2 protein-coding genes are annotated in these 15305 nt (G+C 71.3%); both read right to left on the bottom strand.

The genetic code is table 11. From position 1 onward, the window contains the following. Positions 1-31 precede the first annotated feature (31 nt). A complete protein-coding gene (locus tag AB0M14_RS17535) occupies positions 32-1027 on the bottom strand; it encodes an ATP-binding cassette domain-containing protein (RefSeq protein WP_364995525.1) in 996 nt (331 codons plus the stop codon). A gap of 205 nt (positions 1028-1232) precedes the next feature. Further along, positions 1233-15050, bottom strand: coding sequence for an amino acid adenylation domain-containing protein (locus tag AB0M14_RS17530; protein WP_364995522.1), 13818 nt, complete (start codon positions 15048-15050; stop codon positions 1233-1235). Positions 15051-15305 lie beyond the last annotated feature (255 nt).

Raw genomic sequence — 15305 nt, 5'->3', positions numbered from 1 at the left:
TCCGCACTCCCGAGAACGGTATCGGCAGCGGTCACGACATGATCTCCTCTTCTACCTCGTCGGTTTCGTTCTCCGAGTCGGTCGCGGACTGGGCGACCGTGCCGGTCAGGGACAGGAACACGTCGTCCAGGCTGGGCCGGTGCACGCTCGCGTCGAGGACGCACACGCCGGCGTCGTCCAGCCGGCGCAGCGCCTCGACCATGGTCCGGGTGCCGTCGCCGACCACCACGGATACTTCGTCGGTGCCCGGCTCGTGCAGGGGTTCGCCGATGCCGACCTGGGCCAGCACCGTCAGGGCGGGCTTGCTCTCCTGGCCCGCGGCCAGGGTGACGGTGAGCCGGTCGCCGCCGATGGAGGTCTTCAGCTCGTCGGCCGAGCCGCGGGCGATGACCCGCCCGCGGTCGATGACGGTGATGCGATCGGCGAGCAGATCGGCTTCCTCCAGGTACTGGGTGGTGAGCAGCACGGTGGTGCCGTCGTCGACGAGATCGCCGATCACGCGCCACATGTCCAGGCGGCCACGGGGATCCAGACCGGTGGTCGGTTCGTCGAGCACCACCACCGCGGGCCGGGCCACCAGCGCGCCGGCCAGGTCGAGCCGGCGGGCCATGCCGCCGGAGTAAGTGCCCGCGCGCCGGTGCGCGGCGTGGTCCAGGCCCAGCGCGTCCAGCAGTTCCGCCGCCCTGGCGGTGGCCTGACGCGGTGACATGCCGTAGAGCCGGGCCACCATGCGCAGGTTCTCGTACCCGGAGAGGTTCGCGTCGACCGCGGCGTACTGCCCGGACAAGCCGATCCGGCGGCGCGCACCCGCCGGGTCGCGCAGCACGTCGATGCCCGCCACCCGTACCGAGCCGCCGTCCGGTCGCAGCAGCGTGGTGACGATGCGGACGGTGGTGGTCTTGCCCGCGCCGTTGGGCCCGAGCAGGCCCATCACGGTGCCCGCGGGGATCTGCAAATCGATGTTGTCGAGCACCCGGACCTTGCCGTAGGTCTTCACCAGGCCCAGCACTTCCACCGCCAAACTCATGAAACGCCTCCCCGCAAGCGCGGCGTGAGCCTGCTCTGCCGGATCTTCGCGGCCAGCAGGTCGGGCAGGCTGTAAAGGTTTGTCTCCGTGGCGTTCTCATTGCTGCCCGCGAGCACCACGCGAGGTGGCGGTGCGTCCGTGCTCGCGCCCCCGGGGATGGCAGTCGGCGGAGCCGACGGGGTGGGTAAGTACCAGCCCTCACTCACTAGACGGTCTCCTTCTGTTCGGTGCGCGTGGTTTCGAGATGCCGGTGCAGGACCGGGCCGATCGAGGCGAGCGAGTCCGGCGTCGTCATCCCCGAGTGCCGGCACGGCAGCCGGTGATCGTGGATCGCACCGGTGACGAACGGTTCCCAGGCCGCGGCCTGGCGATCCGGGTCGGCGCGGTTGATCTCGTCGGCAGCCGCGGTGAAGAACACCAGGTCGCCGTCGAAGGTGCGCGGCCGGAATCCGTGCGCGAGCACGGTGCCGTTGGTGTAGCCCGCGTACAGCCGTTCCAAGTGCTCGACGGTGAGCGCCGCGAACGGGCCCGGCCGCGAGCGCAGCAGTTCGGCCGCGTCCCGCAGGTTCATCGCCGGATCGAGGGCGGCGGCCGTGCCCGGCGCGTCGTCCGGCAGCACCGCGCCGCCGAATTCCTCGATGATCTCCGCGACGCTCGGAATGGCGTGTTCCAGCCAGGCGTCGGAGAGCTGATAGCTGTCCATCATCGACAGCAGGTCGACCCGCTCCCCCGCCTCCTGCAACTGCACCGCGATCTCGTGCGCGATCAACCCGCCCAGCGACCAGCCGAGCAGGTGGTACGGCCCGGACGGCTGGATCGACTTGATCTGCGCCACATAGTGTTCCGCGGCCCTGGCGATCGAGTCGAAGCCGTCCTGGCCCGCGACGTGCGGCGATTGCAGGCCGTACACCGGCCGGTCCGGCGACAGGTGCGCGAGCAAGCCCGAGTAGCACCAGGACAGCCCGATCGCCGGGTGCACGCAGAACAGCGGAGCCGGACCCGCGGCCGCGGTGACCGGCCGGATCGGGAGCACCGGGGCCAGCGCCGCCGCCATGGCCGCGCTCGCCCCGCCGGAGGTCTCCAGACGGGTCGCGATGGCGGCCGGGGTGGCCTCGCCGAACATCAGCTGCACCGGCAGGTCGATGCCGGTGGCGCGCAGCTGCGCGACGACCTTCGTCGCCAGCAGCGAGTTGCCGCCGAGTTCGAAGAACCCGTCGTCGGCGCCCACGGTCGCCACGCCGAGCACGCTCGCGAAGGCCGCGCACAGCGCGGACTCCATCGGGGTCGCCGGCGCCCGGTAGCCGACGGCCGCGGTGAACACCGGTTCCGGCAGCGCCTTGCGATCCAGCTTCCCGACGGGGCTCAGCGGAACCTCGTCGATCAGCATGATCGATTGCGGGACCATATAATTCGGCACCAGACCCGACACATGCCGGAGCAGTTCCGGCACGCTCGGCCCGAAACCCGGGCTCGGCTTCACGTACGCGACGAGCGCGGTGACGCCGGCCTGCGTGCGATGCCCGATCGTGGTGCAGAACTCCACGGCCGGGTGCTCGGCCAGTGCGGCGTCGATCTCGCCCAGTTCGATCCGGAAGCCGCGGATCTTGACCTGATGGTCGGTGCGGCCGACGTACTCGATCTCCCGCGGTGCGACCGGCGCGGGATCGGCCGGGCGCGCACCGTGCACGGACACCATCGGTCTCGGCGCGGGCGCGACCGCCGGCGAACCGCCGCCGCCGGACCAGCGCACCAGATCGCCGGTGCGGTACATGCGTTCACCGGGTTTGCCGTACGGGTTCGCGATGAACCGCTGTGCGGTGAGCCCGGGCCGGTTCAGATAGCCGCGGGCCAGCGCGTTGCCGGCCAGGTGCAGCTCGCCGGTGACGCCGACCGGCGCCGGGTGCAGGCGCCCGTCCAGGATGGCGGTGCCGACGCCGCGGATCGGGCCGCCGATGGTGATCGGACCGCCCGGCCGCAGCGGCGCGGAGACGACGGTGACGATGGTGGTCTCGGTCGGCCCGTACACGTTGTGCAGCTTGCGGCCCGGCGCCCAGCGGGTGACCAGGTCCGGCGGCAGCGCTTCGCCGCCGACCAGCACGTGCGTCAGCTCGGTGACCCCGGACGGGTCGACCGTGCCGAGCGCGGAGGTGGTGATGAAGGCGTGCGTGATGCGCTCCTCGATGAACACCTCGCGCAGGTCGGCGCCGCCGACCACGCCGGGCGGGGTGATCACCAGGGTGGCCGCGCCGCCGAGCGCCAGCAGCACGTCCAGCATCGCGGCGTCGAAGCTCGGCGTCGCGAAATGCAGGACCCGGCAGCCGGGTTCGACGCCGAACCGCTGCGCGGTCTCGTTGGCGAAGTTGGACAGGCCACCATGCGTGACGACCACGCCCTTGGGGGTGCCGGTGGAGCCGGAGGTGTAGATGACGTAGGCCGGATTGTCCACGCGCAGCGCGCGCGTGCGCTCGGCCGCGGTGATCGGCTCGTCCGAAGCGGCGAGCACCTCGGCCCGCAAGGCCGGATCGTCCAGCGTGAACCACCGGGTCTCGTGGCAGGCGATGTGCAACTGGTCGTGGTATTCGGCCAGCGTGACGCCCACGCGCGCACCGGAATCGGTGAGCATTTGCCCGATCCGCTGCGGCGGGTACAGCGGGTCGACCGGCACGAACGCCGCGCCCGCCTTGGCCACCGCGAGCATCGAGGCGACCGATTCCACCGACCGCGGAATACCAAGGGCCACCAGGGTTTCCGGTCCGACACCGCGATCCATCAGGACCCGCGCCAGCCGGTTGGTCCAGCGGTCGAGCGCGTCGTAGGTCACCTGGGTCTCGGCCGACCGCAGCGCGATCGCGGACCGGTCGACCGCGGCGGCCGCGGCGAACACCGCCGGGAAGGTGACCGGGCGGTCCGGCTCGGCGCCGCGCACCTGGGCCAGCCCGGCCCATTCGGCCTGGTCCAGGATCTCCAGGTCGCCGACCGGGGCGGTCGGGTTGGCCGCGATCGCGGCCAGCAACCGGGTCAGGCGCTTGCCCAGGCGCAACGCGGTCTGCTCGTCGAACAGATCGCTCGCGTAGGTGACCAGCAGCGTGATGCCGGCGGGTTCGCGTGCCGCCGTGTGGGTTTCGGTCAGCGTGAACTGCAGGTCGAACTTGGCGATACCGGCGTCGGCGTCCTCGGCCTCGATGCGCAGCCCGGGCAGCTCCAGCACCCGCGCCGGATGGTTCTGCACCGAGAGCATCACCTGGAACAGCGGGTGATGCGCCTGCGAGCGGGCCGGGTTGAGCACCTCGACGAGCCGCTCGAACGGCAGGTCGGCGTGCCCGAACGCGTCCAGGTCGGCGTCGCGCACCCGGTGCAGCAGCTCGGCGAAACCGGCTTCGGGGTCGACCTGGGCGCGCAGCACCAGGGTGTTGACGAACATGCCGACCATCCGGTCCAGCGCGGGGTGGCCGCGTCCGGCGATCGGGGTGCCGACGGTGATGTCGCCGGTACCGGTCATCCGGTACAGCAGCACCGCGAGCGCGGTGTGCAGCACCATGAACATGCTGGCGTTGTTGCCGCCGGCGAGGGCGTGCAGTTCCCGGTGGGTGAACGCGTCGATCGGGCACTCCACCTGGCCGCCGCGATAGGACGGCGCCGGCGGGCGGGGCCGGTCGGCGGGCACGCTGAGCAGTTCGGGAATGCCGTCGAGCCGATCCCGCCAGTAGGCCAGCTGGCGGCTGGCCAGCGACTGCGGATCGTTCTCGGTGCCGAGCGTATCCCGTTGCCACAGTGTGTAATCCGCGTACTGCACCGTTTGCTCGGGCCAGCCCGGCGCGACACCGGCGCAGGCCGCCCGGTAGGCCACGGCGACATCGGCGGCCAGTGGTTCCAGCGACCAGCCGTCCATCGCGATGTGGTGCACCACCAGCACGAGCACGTTCTCGGTCGACGCGGCGGGCGGCAGCACGCCGTCCGGGTCCGGCCGATCGGAGACGGTGATCAGCGCGGCGCGCAGCGGCACCTCGTCCGCGAGGTCGAATCCCGGCGCGGCGAAACTCCGCACCGCCTCGGCGACCGCGCCGCGCGTCACAGTGGCGACGAACAGGGTGACCGCCGCGTCGACCGGATCGAGCACCCGCTGCTCCGGGATCCCGTCGTGCTCCGGGAAGACCGTGCGCAGCGTCTCGTGCCGGCCCTGCACCTCGTGCAGGGCCCGCACCAGCGCGTCCACGTCGAGCGTTCCGGTCATCCGGAGCACCACCGGAATGTTGTACGCGCCATCGGAATTGCCGGAGTCCGCTCCTGCGGGGTCGACTTCGTTGAACCGATTGAGGAACCACAGCCTGCGCTGCGCCGCCGAGAGCGGGATCCGGTCCGGGCGTTCCTGGCGCACCAGCTCGGGTCGCGACTGGTCCTGCTCCGGTCGCGCGTCGAGCAATGCGGCCAGCTCGGCGACGGTCGGCGCGGCGAACACGCTGCGCACCGCGAGCCGGACATCGGCGGCCGCGGCCAGCCGAGCCACCAATTGCGTAGCCAGCAAAGAGTTTCCGCCGATATCGAAGAAGCTGTCGGCGGCGGAGACCTGCTCCGCGCCGAGCAGTTCGCCCATCACCCGGGCCACCAGCTTTTCCGAGTCGGTCCGCGGGGCCCGGCCCGCCGGGCCCGCGGTGAACTGCGGTTCCGGCAGCGCGGCGGTGTCGAGCTTGCCGACCGGGGTCAGCGGGAGCTCGTCGAGCAGCGTGATCGCCGCCGGAACCATATGCGCCGGCAGCTGATTGGCGACATGCGCGCGCAGCGCCTCGATCTCGACGCCGCCGCCGTCGGCGAGCTGGACGAAGGAGACGATCCGGTCCATACCCTCGATGCGCCGCACCTCGGTGTGCGCGTACCGCACGCTCGGATGCGCGGTGAAAGCATTGGTGATCTCGCCGAGTTCGATCCGGAAACCACGCACCTTCACCTGATGGTCACTGCGACCCAGGTAGACCAGTTCGCCCGCGTTGTCCCAGCGCACCACGTCGCCGGTGCGGTACATGCGCGACCCGTGCGGGCCGTGCGGGTCGGCGACGAATCGGGCCGCGCTCAGTCCGGGGCGATCGAAATAGCCACGCGCCACACCGAATCCGCCGAGGTACAGATCGCCGGGCACGCCGACGGGCACCGGCCGCATCCGCTCGTCGAGCACCAGCGCGCGGGCCCCGCGCACCAGGGTGCCGATGGTCACCGGCTCGCCCGCCCTCAGCGGGCCGGCCACCGTGATGACCACGGTGGTCTCGGTCGGCCCGTACCCGTTGAACATCGCCCGTCCGGGCGCCCACTGCGCCACCAGGTTCGGGTCGAGCGCCTCGCCGCCGACGCAGATCGCGCGCAGGTCGGGCAGCGGCCGGCGCGCGCGGTCGAAGGTGGCCAGCGCGGCCGGCGTCAAGAAGGTGTGGCTGACGCGTTCGCGTTCCATCAGCGCGGCGAGTTCGTCGCCGCCGTAGACATCCGGCGGGCAGATGACCAGCCGGGCCCCGGATCCCCACGCCATCAGCACGTCGAAGACCGCGGCGTCGAAACTGGGGGTAGAGAAGTGGAACACGTGCGAGTCGCGGTCGACGCGCATGCGGTCGCGCAGTTCGTCGGCGAAGTTGGACAGCCCCGCGTGCGTGACGGCCACACCCTTGGGTTTGCCGGTGGAGCCGGAGGTGTAGATCAGGTACGCGAGATCCAGGACCTGGGTGCTGCGGCTGCGCTCCCAGTCGTCGATCATGTCGTCGTCGTGCTCGGCGAGTTCGCCGATCAGCTCCTCGTCGTCGAGCAGCAGCCAGTCGGTGACGCGGCCGCCGTCGTGCGGCGTGCCGGCCGCGCGCAGCCGGGCGGCGAACGGGGACATGGTGATTCCGGTCCAGCAGCCCGCGTCGGCGAGCATGTGCCGGATCCGGTCGGCCGGGTATTTCGGATCGATCGGCACGAACGCCGCACCGGACTTGGTGACCGCGAGCATCGTGACCACCGACTCGATGGAGCGGGTCAATCCGATCGCGACCCGGTCGCCGGGGCCGAGACCGCGTTCGATGAGGGCGCGCGCCAAACGGTTGGAGACCCGGTCGGTTTCGGCATAGGTGAGGGTGATCGCCTCGTCGTCCGGATCGGGCCGGAAGCTGAGCGCCATCCGGTCCGGGTGGATATGCGCGGTGGCGGTGAAGCAGGCCGCCAGCGTGCACGGCTGGTTGGCCGGTGAGCCGGTGGCCGGCGACAGCAGCCGCCGTTCGGTCTCGGTACGGGCATCGATATCGCGGATCAGCACCTGCGGATCGGCGGTGATCGCGGCCAGGACGCGCAACAGCCGACCGGCCAGGGTCTCGATCGTCCGGGCATCGAACAGTTCGGCGGCGTAGACGAATTCGAAAGCCTGCCCGGGCTGGCCGGGTCCGTCGCAGGCGACGGACGTAGCGCGCAGCTCCAGGTCGAACTTGGCCAGCGCGATATCGAGTTCTTCGGCGCGCAAAGCCAGATCCGGCAGCTCCAGGGTGGGCACCGGGCCCTCCTGGACGGTCAGCGCCACCTGGAACAGCGGCGGCCGGCCGACGGCGCGCACGTCCTTGCCGAGCTCCTCGACGATCCGCTCGAACGGGAGGTCGGCGTGCTCCATCGCGGTCAGTTCGGTGTCGCGGTCGGCGCGCAGCTGCGCGGCGAACGACTGGTCCGGGTCGACGTCGGAGCGCAGCACCAGGGTGTTGACGAACATGCCGACCAGCTCGTCGAGCTTGGCGTCGGTGCGGCCCGCGATCGGGGTGCCGATCACGATGTCGCGGCCGCCGGTGACGCAGCGCAGCAGCACCGCCAGCGCCGAGCGCAGCACCATGAACAGGCTGACGCCCTGTGCGCGCGCCAAGTCGTCCAACGCCGCCTGCACCGGCTCCGGCACCACGAACCGGACGGTCCCGGCCTCGTGGTTCGGTGTCGCGGGGCGTGGACGGTCGTAGGGCAGCGGCAGTTCCTCCGGGATGCCGGCCAGCGCGGTGCGCCAGTACTCGAGCTGGCGGCCGGCGAGGCTCTCCGGGTCGCTCTCGTCGCCGAGCACGGCGCGCTGCCACAGCCCGAAGTCCGCGTACTGCACCGGAAGCGGGTGCCAGGCCGGGACCTCGCCGTCGTGGCGGGCCACGTAGGCGGCGGCCAGGTCGCGGGTCAGCGGGCCGAGCGACCAGCCGTCCGCGGCGATGTGGTGCAACGCGATGCCGAGCAGATAGCGCCCGGAGTCAGTGCGCAGCAAGGCGATTCGCAACGGCACCTCGGTGGTGAGATCGAAGCCGCGCCGCGCCAGCTGCCGCAGCGCCTGCTCGGCGCCGGCCGCGGTGGTATCGACGGGCACAAGCCCCGGCAGCGCTTCGGCCGTCGGCAGCACCCGCTGATGCGCGCCCTGCAGGTCCTCCGGGAACACGGTGCGCAGCACCTCGTGCCGCTCCACCAGATCGGTGAGCGCGGCGCGCAGCGCGGCCACATCCAGATCGCCGTCGATCCGTATGACGAATGCGATGTTGTAGGCGCTGGATTCGGGTGAGAATCGATTCAGGAACCACAGTCGCTGCTGCGGCAGCGACAATGGAATGCGTCCCGGACGCGGCGTGTGCACAGCCAGCGCCAGCCGTTGCGTCCGGGGCGCTTCCGCAAGTTGCCCGGCCACGCCCGCGACGGTGGGCGCCTCGAAGATCGCCCGCACCGGCAGGTCCACCCCGAACTCCGCGTGCAGCGCCGCGGCCAGCCGGGTGGCCAGCAGCGAGTTGCCGCCCACGTCGAAGAAGCTGTCCTCGGCCCCGCGCACGGGGTGCCCGAGGATCTGCCCGAACACCTCCGCGACCCGCTGCTCGGTGTCGTCGACCGGCGCGCGCGAGGAACCCACGGCCGCGAACACCGGTTCCGGCAGCGCCTTCCGGTCCAGCTTTCCGGCCTGGGTGACCGGTACTTCATCGAGCACGAGGATCGAGGCGGGCACCATGTACCCGGGCAGCCGCTGCCGCGCGGTCTCCGCGATCTCCGCGCCGGTGACCGGCTGGTCGGCGGTGACATAGGCGGCCAGGCGCGGCTGGCCGTGCTCGTCGGTGTGCACGACGGTCAGCGCGAACCGCACGCCCGGATGCGCGCGCAGCACATGGTCGATCTCGCTGAGCTCGATCCGGAAGCCGCGGATCTTGACCTGATCGTCGGCGCGGCCCAGGAAACGCAGCAGCCCAGCGGCGTCGGCGATCACCAGGTCGCCGGTGCGGTACATGCGTTCGCCGCGGCGGCCCAGCGGGTTGGCCGGGAAACGCTGGGCCGTCAGGCCCAGCCGGCCGAGGTAGCCGCGCGCCAGGCCGGGGCCCGACAGATACAGCTCACCCGCGGTACCCGGCGGCACCGGGTGCAGGCGCCCGTCGAGCACGAACAGCCGCATGCCGCGCACCGGAAGTCCCAGGGGCACCGGCTGTCCCGCCGCCATCGGCCCGGAGGCGGTGGCGGCGACCGTGGCCTCGGACGGGCCGTACATGTTGTGGATCCGATGCCGCCGCGACCACGCCTCGATCAAATCCTCCGAGCAGGCCTCGCCGCCGACGATGACGGCCTCGAGCTGATCCAGGCCCTCGTCCGGCACCGTCGCCAGCGCGGCGGGGGTGATGAAGGCGTGCGTGATCCGTTCCGTGCGAAGCAGATCCGCGAGTTCCCGGCCGCCGTAGAGGCCGGCCGGCGCGACCACGATGGTCGCGCCCGCCGCGAAACCGAGCAGCAGCTCCAGCACCGAGGCGTCGAAGCTCGGCGAGGAGAAGTGCAGCGTCCGCGCCGAATCGGTGACGCCGAACAGGTGCATCTGCTCGTGCGCCAGCGAAGCCAGCCCGGCGTGGGTGACCACGACGGCCTTGGGCTTGCCGGTCGAGCCGGAGGTGTAGATCAGGTAGGCGGGATGCGCGACGCGCAGCGGATGGTGGCGCTCCGCGTCGGTGATCGGCTCGGTGCCGTAGCGCGCGGATTCCGCGGCGAGCTCGGCGGATCCGAGCACCAGCCAGTCCAGGGACTGCTTGCGGTGCTTGCCCTGCGCGACCGGCCACGCGGGCATGGCCGCCAGGCACTCCGGGATCGTCAGACCCAGCATCGCGCCCGAATCGGCGATCATGTGCCCGATCCGCTCGGCCGGGTAGCCCGGATCGATCGGCACATACGCGGCGCCGGTCTTCGCCACGGCCCACACCGCGGCGATCGAATCCAGGCCACGCGGCAGCGCGATCGCGACCACGACCTCGGGGCCGGCGCCGTGCTCGATCAGCACCCGTGCCAGGCGATTCGACAGCTCGTCGAGCTCGCCGTAGGTGGTGTCGTGACCCGCGTAGCGCACCGCGACCGCGTCGGGCAGGCGCTCGGCGATCTCGGTGAGCATCCGGGGCAGGGTGACCGAGGGCTCGGCGGGCGAACCCGCGATCGGCACCAGCCGCGCGGTTTCGCGGCGGTCCAGGATCTCGATGTCACCGACCGGGGCCTCCGGCGCGGCGACCACGGCGTCCAGCACCGCGACGAACCGGCGCGCGAACGCCGCCACCGTGCGCTCGTCGAAAACATCGGTGGCATAGCCGAATTCGGCGCTGAGCGGGCCGTCGGCCGACCCGTCGTGCACCTCCAGCTGCAGGTCGAACTTGGCGATGCCCGCGTCCAGCGGCAGGATCTCGGCCCGCACCGGGGCGCCGTCGACGCCGGGCAGCTCGATGCGCAGTTCCGGGGCTCGGTTGTAGGACAGCATCACCTGGAACAGCGGATGCCGCGAGGCCGAGCGGTCCGGGTTGACCTCCTCGACGAGCCGCTCGAACGGGACGTCGGCGTTGGCGAAGGCGTTCAGGTCGGTCTCGCGGACCAGGTCCAGCATCGCGCCGAAGCCCGCGGCGGGGTCGACCTCGGTGCGCAGCACCAAGGTGTTGACGAACATGCCGACCAGATCGTCCAGCGCGGGATCGGAGCGTCCCGCGATGGGCGTGCCGATCGCGATGTCGCCGCTGCCGCACAACCGGGCCAGCAGCGTGGCCAGTGCGGCGTGCAGCACCATGAACATGCTGACGCCCCGGGCGGCGGCGAGTTCGCCTGCGGCCCGGCGGGTTTCGGCGGAGATGGCGAACTCGACCCGCCCGCCGCCGGTGCCGCGGCGCAGCGGGCGCGGGCGATCCAGCGGGAGGTCCAGCTGATCGGGCAGCCCGTCGAGCGTGCTGCACCAGAAGGCGAGCTGGCGGCTCAGCGCGCTGGTCTCGTCGGTTTCCTCGCCGAGCAGCTCGCGCTGCCACAGCGCGAAGTCGGCGTACTGCACGGGCAGCGGCGACCACGCGGGCGCGGTGCCCTGGGCGCGGGCGGCCACCGCGGACATGAGGTCGCGCGCCAGCGGCGCGACCGACCAGCCGTCACCGCAGATGTGGTGCAGCACGAGCAGGAACACGTGCTGACCCGGGCCGGTGGTCCACAACGCCACCCGGATCGGGGCCTGGCTGCGCAGATCGAAGCCGTACCCGGCGAATTCGGCGGCGAGCCCGGCGACATCGGCGTCGGCGGCCTCGATCGGATCCAGCGTCAGCGGGATCTCCGCGGCCGGATGCACCACCTGGTAAGGGCCTTCCGCGGATTCCGGGAAAGTGCTGCGCAGGCTCTCGTGCCGTTCGATGACATCGATCAAACCGGCGCGCAGCGCGGCCACGTCGAGCGGGCCGTCGACGCGCACCGCCAGGGACATGTTGTAGGCGGCGGCGTGCTCGGCGAACCGGTTCAGGATCCACAGCCGCTGCTGGGCCAGCGACAGCGGAATGCGTTCCGGCCGCTGACTGGCGACGAGTTTCGGTGTCTCGGTGGGTGTGTGCGTCGCGAACCGCACGGTGAGCGCGGCGATGGACGCGGCCTCGAACAGGTCGCGGATGGTGAGCCCGGCGCCCAGGGCGGCATTGATCCGGGCCACGGCGCGCGCCGCGACCAGGGAGTTGCCGCCGAGGTCGAAGAAGTTGTCGGCGGTGCCGATCGCGGCCGGGTCGAGGTCGAGCACCTCGGCGAAGATGCCGGCCAGGGTGCGTTCCACGTCGGTGCGCGGCGCGGCGCTGACGCGCTGCGGGCGCGCCACCGCGGTGGGCACGGGCAGGGCTTTGCGATCGATCTTGCCGTTCGAGTTGAGCGGTAGTTCGTCGAGCGACACCAGCATGGCGGGCACCATGTAGCCCGGCAGGGTCTGCCGCAGTGCGGTGAGCAGTGCGGTGGTGTCGAGCGTGTGGCCGGGTGTGGCGACGACATAGCCGACGAGTTCGTCGCCGGTCCGGCCCGCGCGGGCCACGCAGACGGCGCGCGCCACGGCCGGGTCGGCCAGCAGCGCGGACTCGATCTCGCCGAGCTCGATGCGCAGGCCGCGGATCTTGACCTGAAAGTCGGTGCGGCCCAAGTAATCCAGCACGCCGATCGCATCGTCGACCGGGTGCGCGCCGTGATCGGGGTCGACCTGCCAGCGCGCGAGGTCGCCGGTGCGGTACATGCGGGCGCCGGGGGTGAACGGGTTGGCGACGAACCGGTCCGCGGTCAGGCGCGGCTGGCCGAGGTAGCCGCGGGCCAGCTGCACACCCGCCAGATACAGCTCACCCACCACGCCCGGCGGCACCGGGCGCAACTCGGCGTCCAGCACGTAGGTCTGGGTGTTCCACACCGGGCTGCCGATCGGCACTGTCGTCGGCTCGACCGGGCACGGCCAGTAGGTGACGTCGACCGCGGCCTCGGTGGGCCCGTACAGGTTGTGCAGTTCGGCGTGCGGCAGCGCGACGCGGAACTCGTGCGCGGTGGCGGCGGGCAGCGCCTCACCGCTGCAGAACACCTGGCGCAGGCCGGTGCAGCCGCGCACGTCGGTATCGGTGACGAAGACCGACAGCATGGACGGCACGAAATGCGCTGTGGTGATGTTCTTCTCGACGATGACCTGGGCCAGGTAGACCGGGTCGCGGTGACCGTCGGGGGTGGCGACGACCAGCCGGGCGCCGATCTGCAAGGGCCAGAAGAACTCCCAGACCGACACGTCGAAGGTGGCGGGCGTCTTCTGCAGCACCGCGTCGGTGGCGTCCAGCGGGTAGGCGTGCTGCATCCAGCGCAGCCGGTTCACGATGGCGGCGTGCGTGACGCCGACGCCCTTGGGCTTGCCGGTGGAACCGGAGGTGAAGATGACGTAGGCCAGATGGTCGGCGCGCAGCGGCGCCCGCCGATCGGCGTCGACCACCGGCGCACCGTCGAAGCCCGCGAGATCGAGGGTATCGATGGCCAGGGTGGCGACGTTGTCCGGCAGAACGAGCCCGTCCCGGGCCGCGGTCAGCACGCACACCGGGCCGGCCTGACGCGCGATCTCCTCGATCCGCTCGGCCGGATGGTCGGGATCCAGCGGCAGGTAGGCCGCGCCCGCCTTGATGATCGCGTACATGCCGACGACGAGTTCGATGCCGCGGCGCTGGCACAGCCCGACCACGGTGTCCGGGCCCGCGCCGCGGGCGATGAGCAGCCGGGCCAAGCGGTTGGCCTGGTCGTCGAACTCGCCGTAGGTCATTGTCTCGGTGTCGAATTCGAGCGCGACGCTGTCCGGGCACAGACCCGCCTGGATGGCGAACAGGCCCGCCAGCGTGCCCTGCTGGACCGGGGCCTCCGTCGCGTTCCAGTCGTAGAGCACCAGATCGCGTTCGGCGTCGGTGATGGCGGCGAGAGTGCTTGCGGGCGTGGCGGGTTCGGCGGCCAGGAAACGGCCCAGGAAGTCCAGGAACCGGCCGTGATGGGCGCCGGCCTCGGCGGCGGTGTAGAGCCGCGGGTTGGCCTCGAAGTCGACGTGGATGCGCCCGCCGTCCCCGTTGTAGAGGTTGACCGACAGATCCTCCACCGGGCCGGTGGACAGCACGTGCAGCTCGCCGGGCAGGCTGCCGAACTTCAGCTCGGTGTGGAACAGCATGATGTTGACCATCGGGCCGAAGAAGCCGCGCGCGTCCCGGGAGTACCCGCAGTCGCGGCGGATGTCGTCGTGCCGGTAGCGCTGATGGCGCAGTGCGCCGGTGATCTGCAGTTCGGCGGCGCGCACCGCGTCGGCGACCGTGGTGCCGGCGTCGAAACGGATGCGGATCGGCACCACGTTGGACACCACACCGGCCGAACGGCGCAGCGCGACGGTGGTGCGCGCGGACACCGGAAGGCTCAGCACCACATCGGGATTGCCGGTGACCGAGCGCACGTAGCAGGCCAGCGCGGCGGCGAACAGGGTGGAACTGTGCGTGCCGAAGGCCGCCATGGCGGCGTTCATCGCGGTGTCGGTGGCGGGGTCGAGAACCCCGGCGGCGATGCGGCGGCCGGCGTCGGGGGCCGAACCGGTCACGGTGGAGTTGGACAGCGTGACCGCGCTGCCGGCGCCGGCCAGCTGCTCGGACCAGTAGTCGCGATCGTTGCGGAAGCGACTGGAGTCGCGGTAGGTCTGCTCGTCGGCGTAGATGGTGGCCAGCGGGGTCGCCCGGGACACCGCGGGCTCGGTCTGATTCACCAGAGCCGAGTAGATCTCCGCGGTGCGGGTGGTCGCGTTCATGGCGCCGTAGCCGTCGATCACGATGTGATGGGCGCGCGCGTACCAGATGTAGTGGGCGTCACCGATGCGCAGAATCGCGTTGGTGGTCAACGGATCCCGCTCCAGATCGATGGGCGAGCCGGAGTGCACGTCCATCCAGCGCAGCGCGGCGGCCTTCGGATCGGCTTCGCCGCGCAGGTCGATGCGGGCCCAGCCGGGGCGCCGCGCCGGATCGATCAGCTGATGCGGGATGCCCTCGATCTCCCGCAGGCGCACATGGCCGACCTCGGTTTCGGAGCCGAAGCGCTCGATCGCGTAGAGCAGCAGACCGACGTCGAGATCACCGTGGATCTCCACGTACTGGGCGATGGTGAGCGGCACCTCCGGACGAATCCGCTGCGCATACCACAGGGCTGTCTGCGCGGGCGTGAGCGGAAAAGGTTGTGCCGAGAATTCGCTAGAAGAGCATTGGTCTACGCGTTCGGTGGCCAATGACCTCATCAAATCACTCCGTTCTGCCGGTTAAAACACCGCGTCGCCATGCGACCCCAAGGAGGGGGTGGTGGTCAGGCGACGGGGTGGGCGCAGTTGACGCAACTCCCCGAGCACCACCACGACCCGCGCGCACGCGCCAGCCGTAGGACGTGATCCACGACCTATGATTCGGAGCATCAAGACCAACGGATGGTCGCCGATGTGGATTTGTTTCACATCGAAGGGCATTGGCAGAGTATGGATTTCGCCAGCTATTTCACG

The organism is Nocardia sp. NPDC051832 (assembly GCF_040681285.1).
Lineage (GTDB): Bacteria > Actinomycetota > Actinomycetes > Mycobacteriales > Mycobacteriaceae > Nocardia.
This window is presented reverse-complemented; position numbering and strand designations above follow the sequence as displayed.

Excerpts from the sequence above, each read along its gene's own strand:
- AB0M14_RS17535 (WP_364995525.1), bottom strand. The coding sequence starts at position 1,027 with ATGAGTTTGGCGGTGGAAGTGCTGGGCCTGGTGAAGACCTACGGCAAG.
- AB0M14_RS17530 (WP_364995522.1), bottom strand. The coding sequence starts at position 15,050 with ATGAGGTCATTGGCCACCGAACGCGTAGACCAATGCTCTTCTAGCGAA.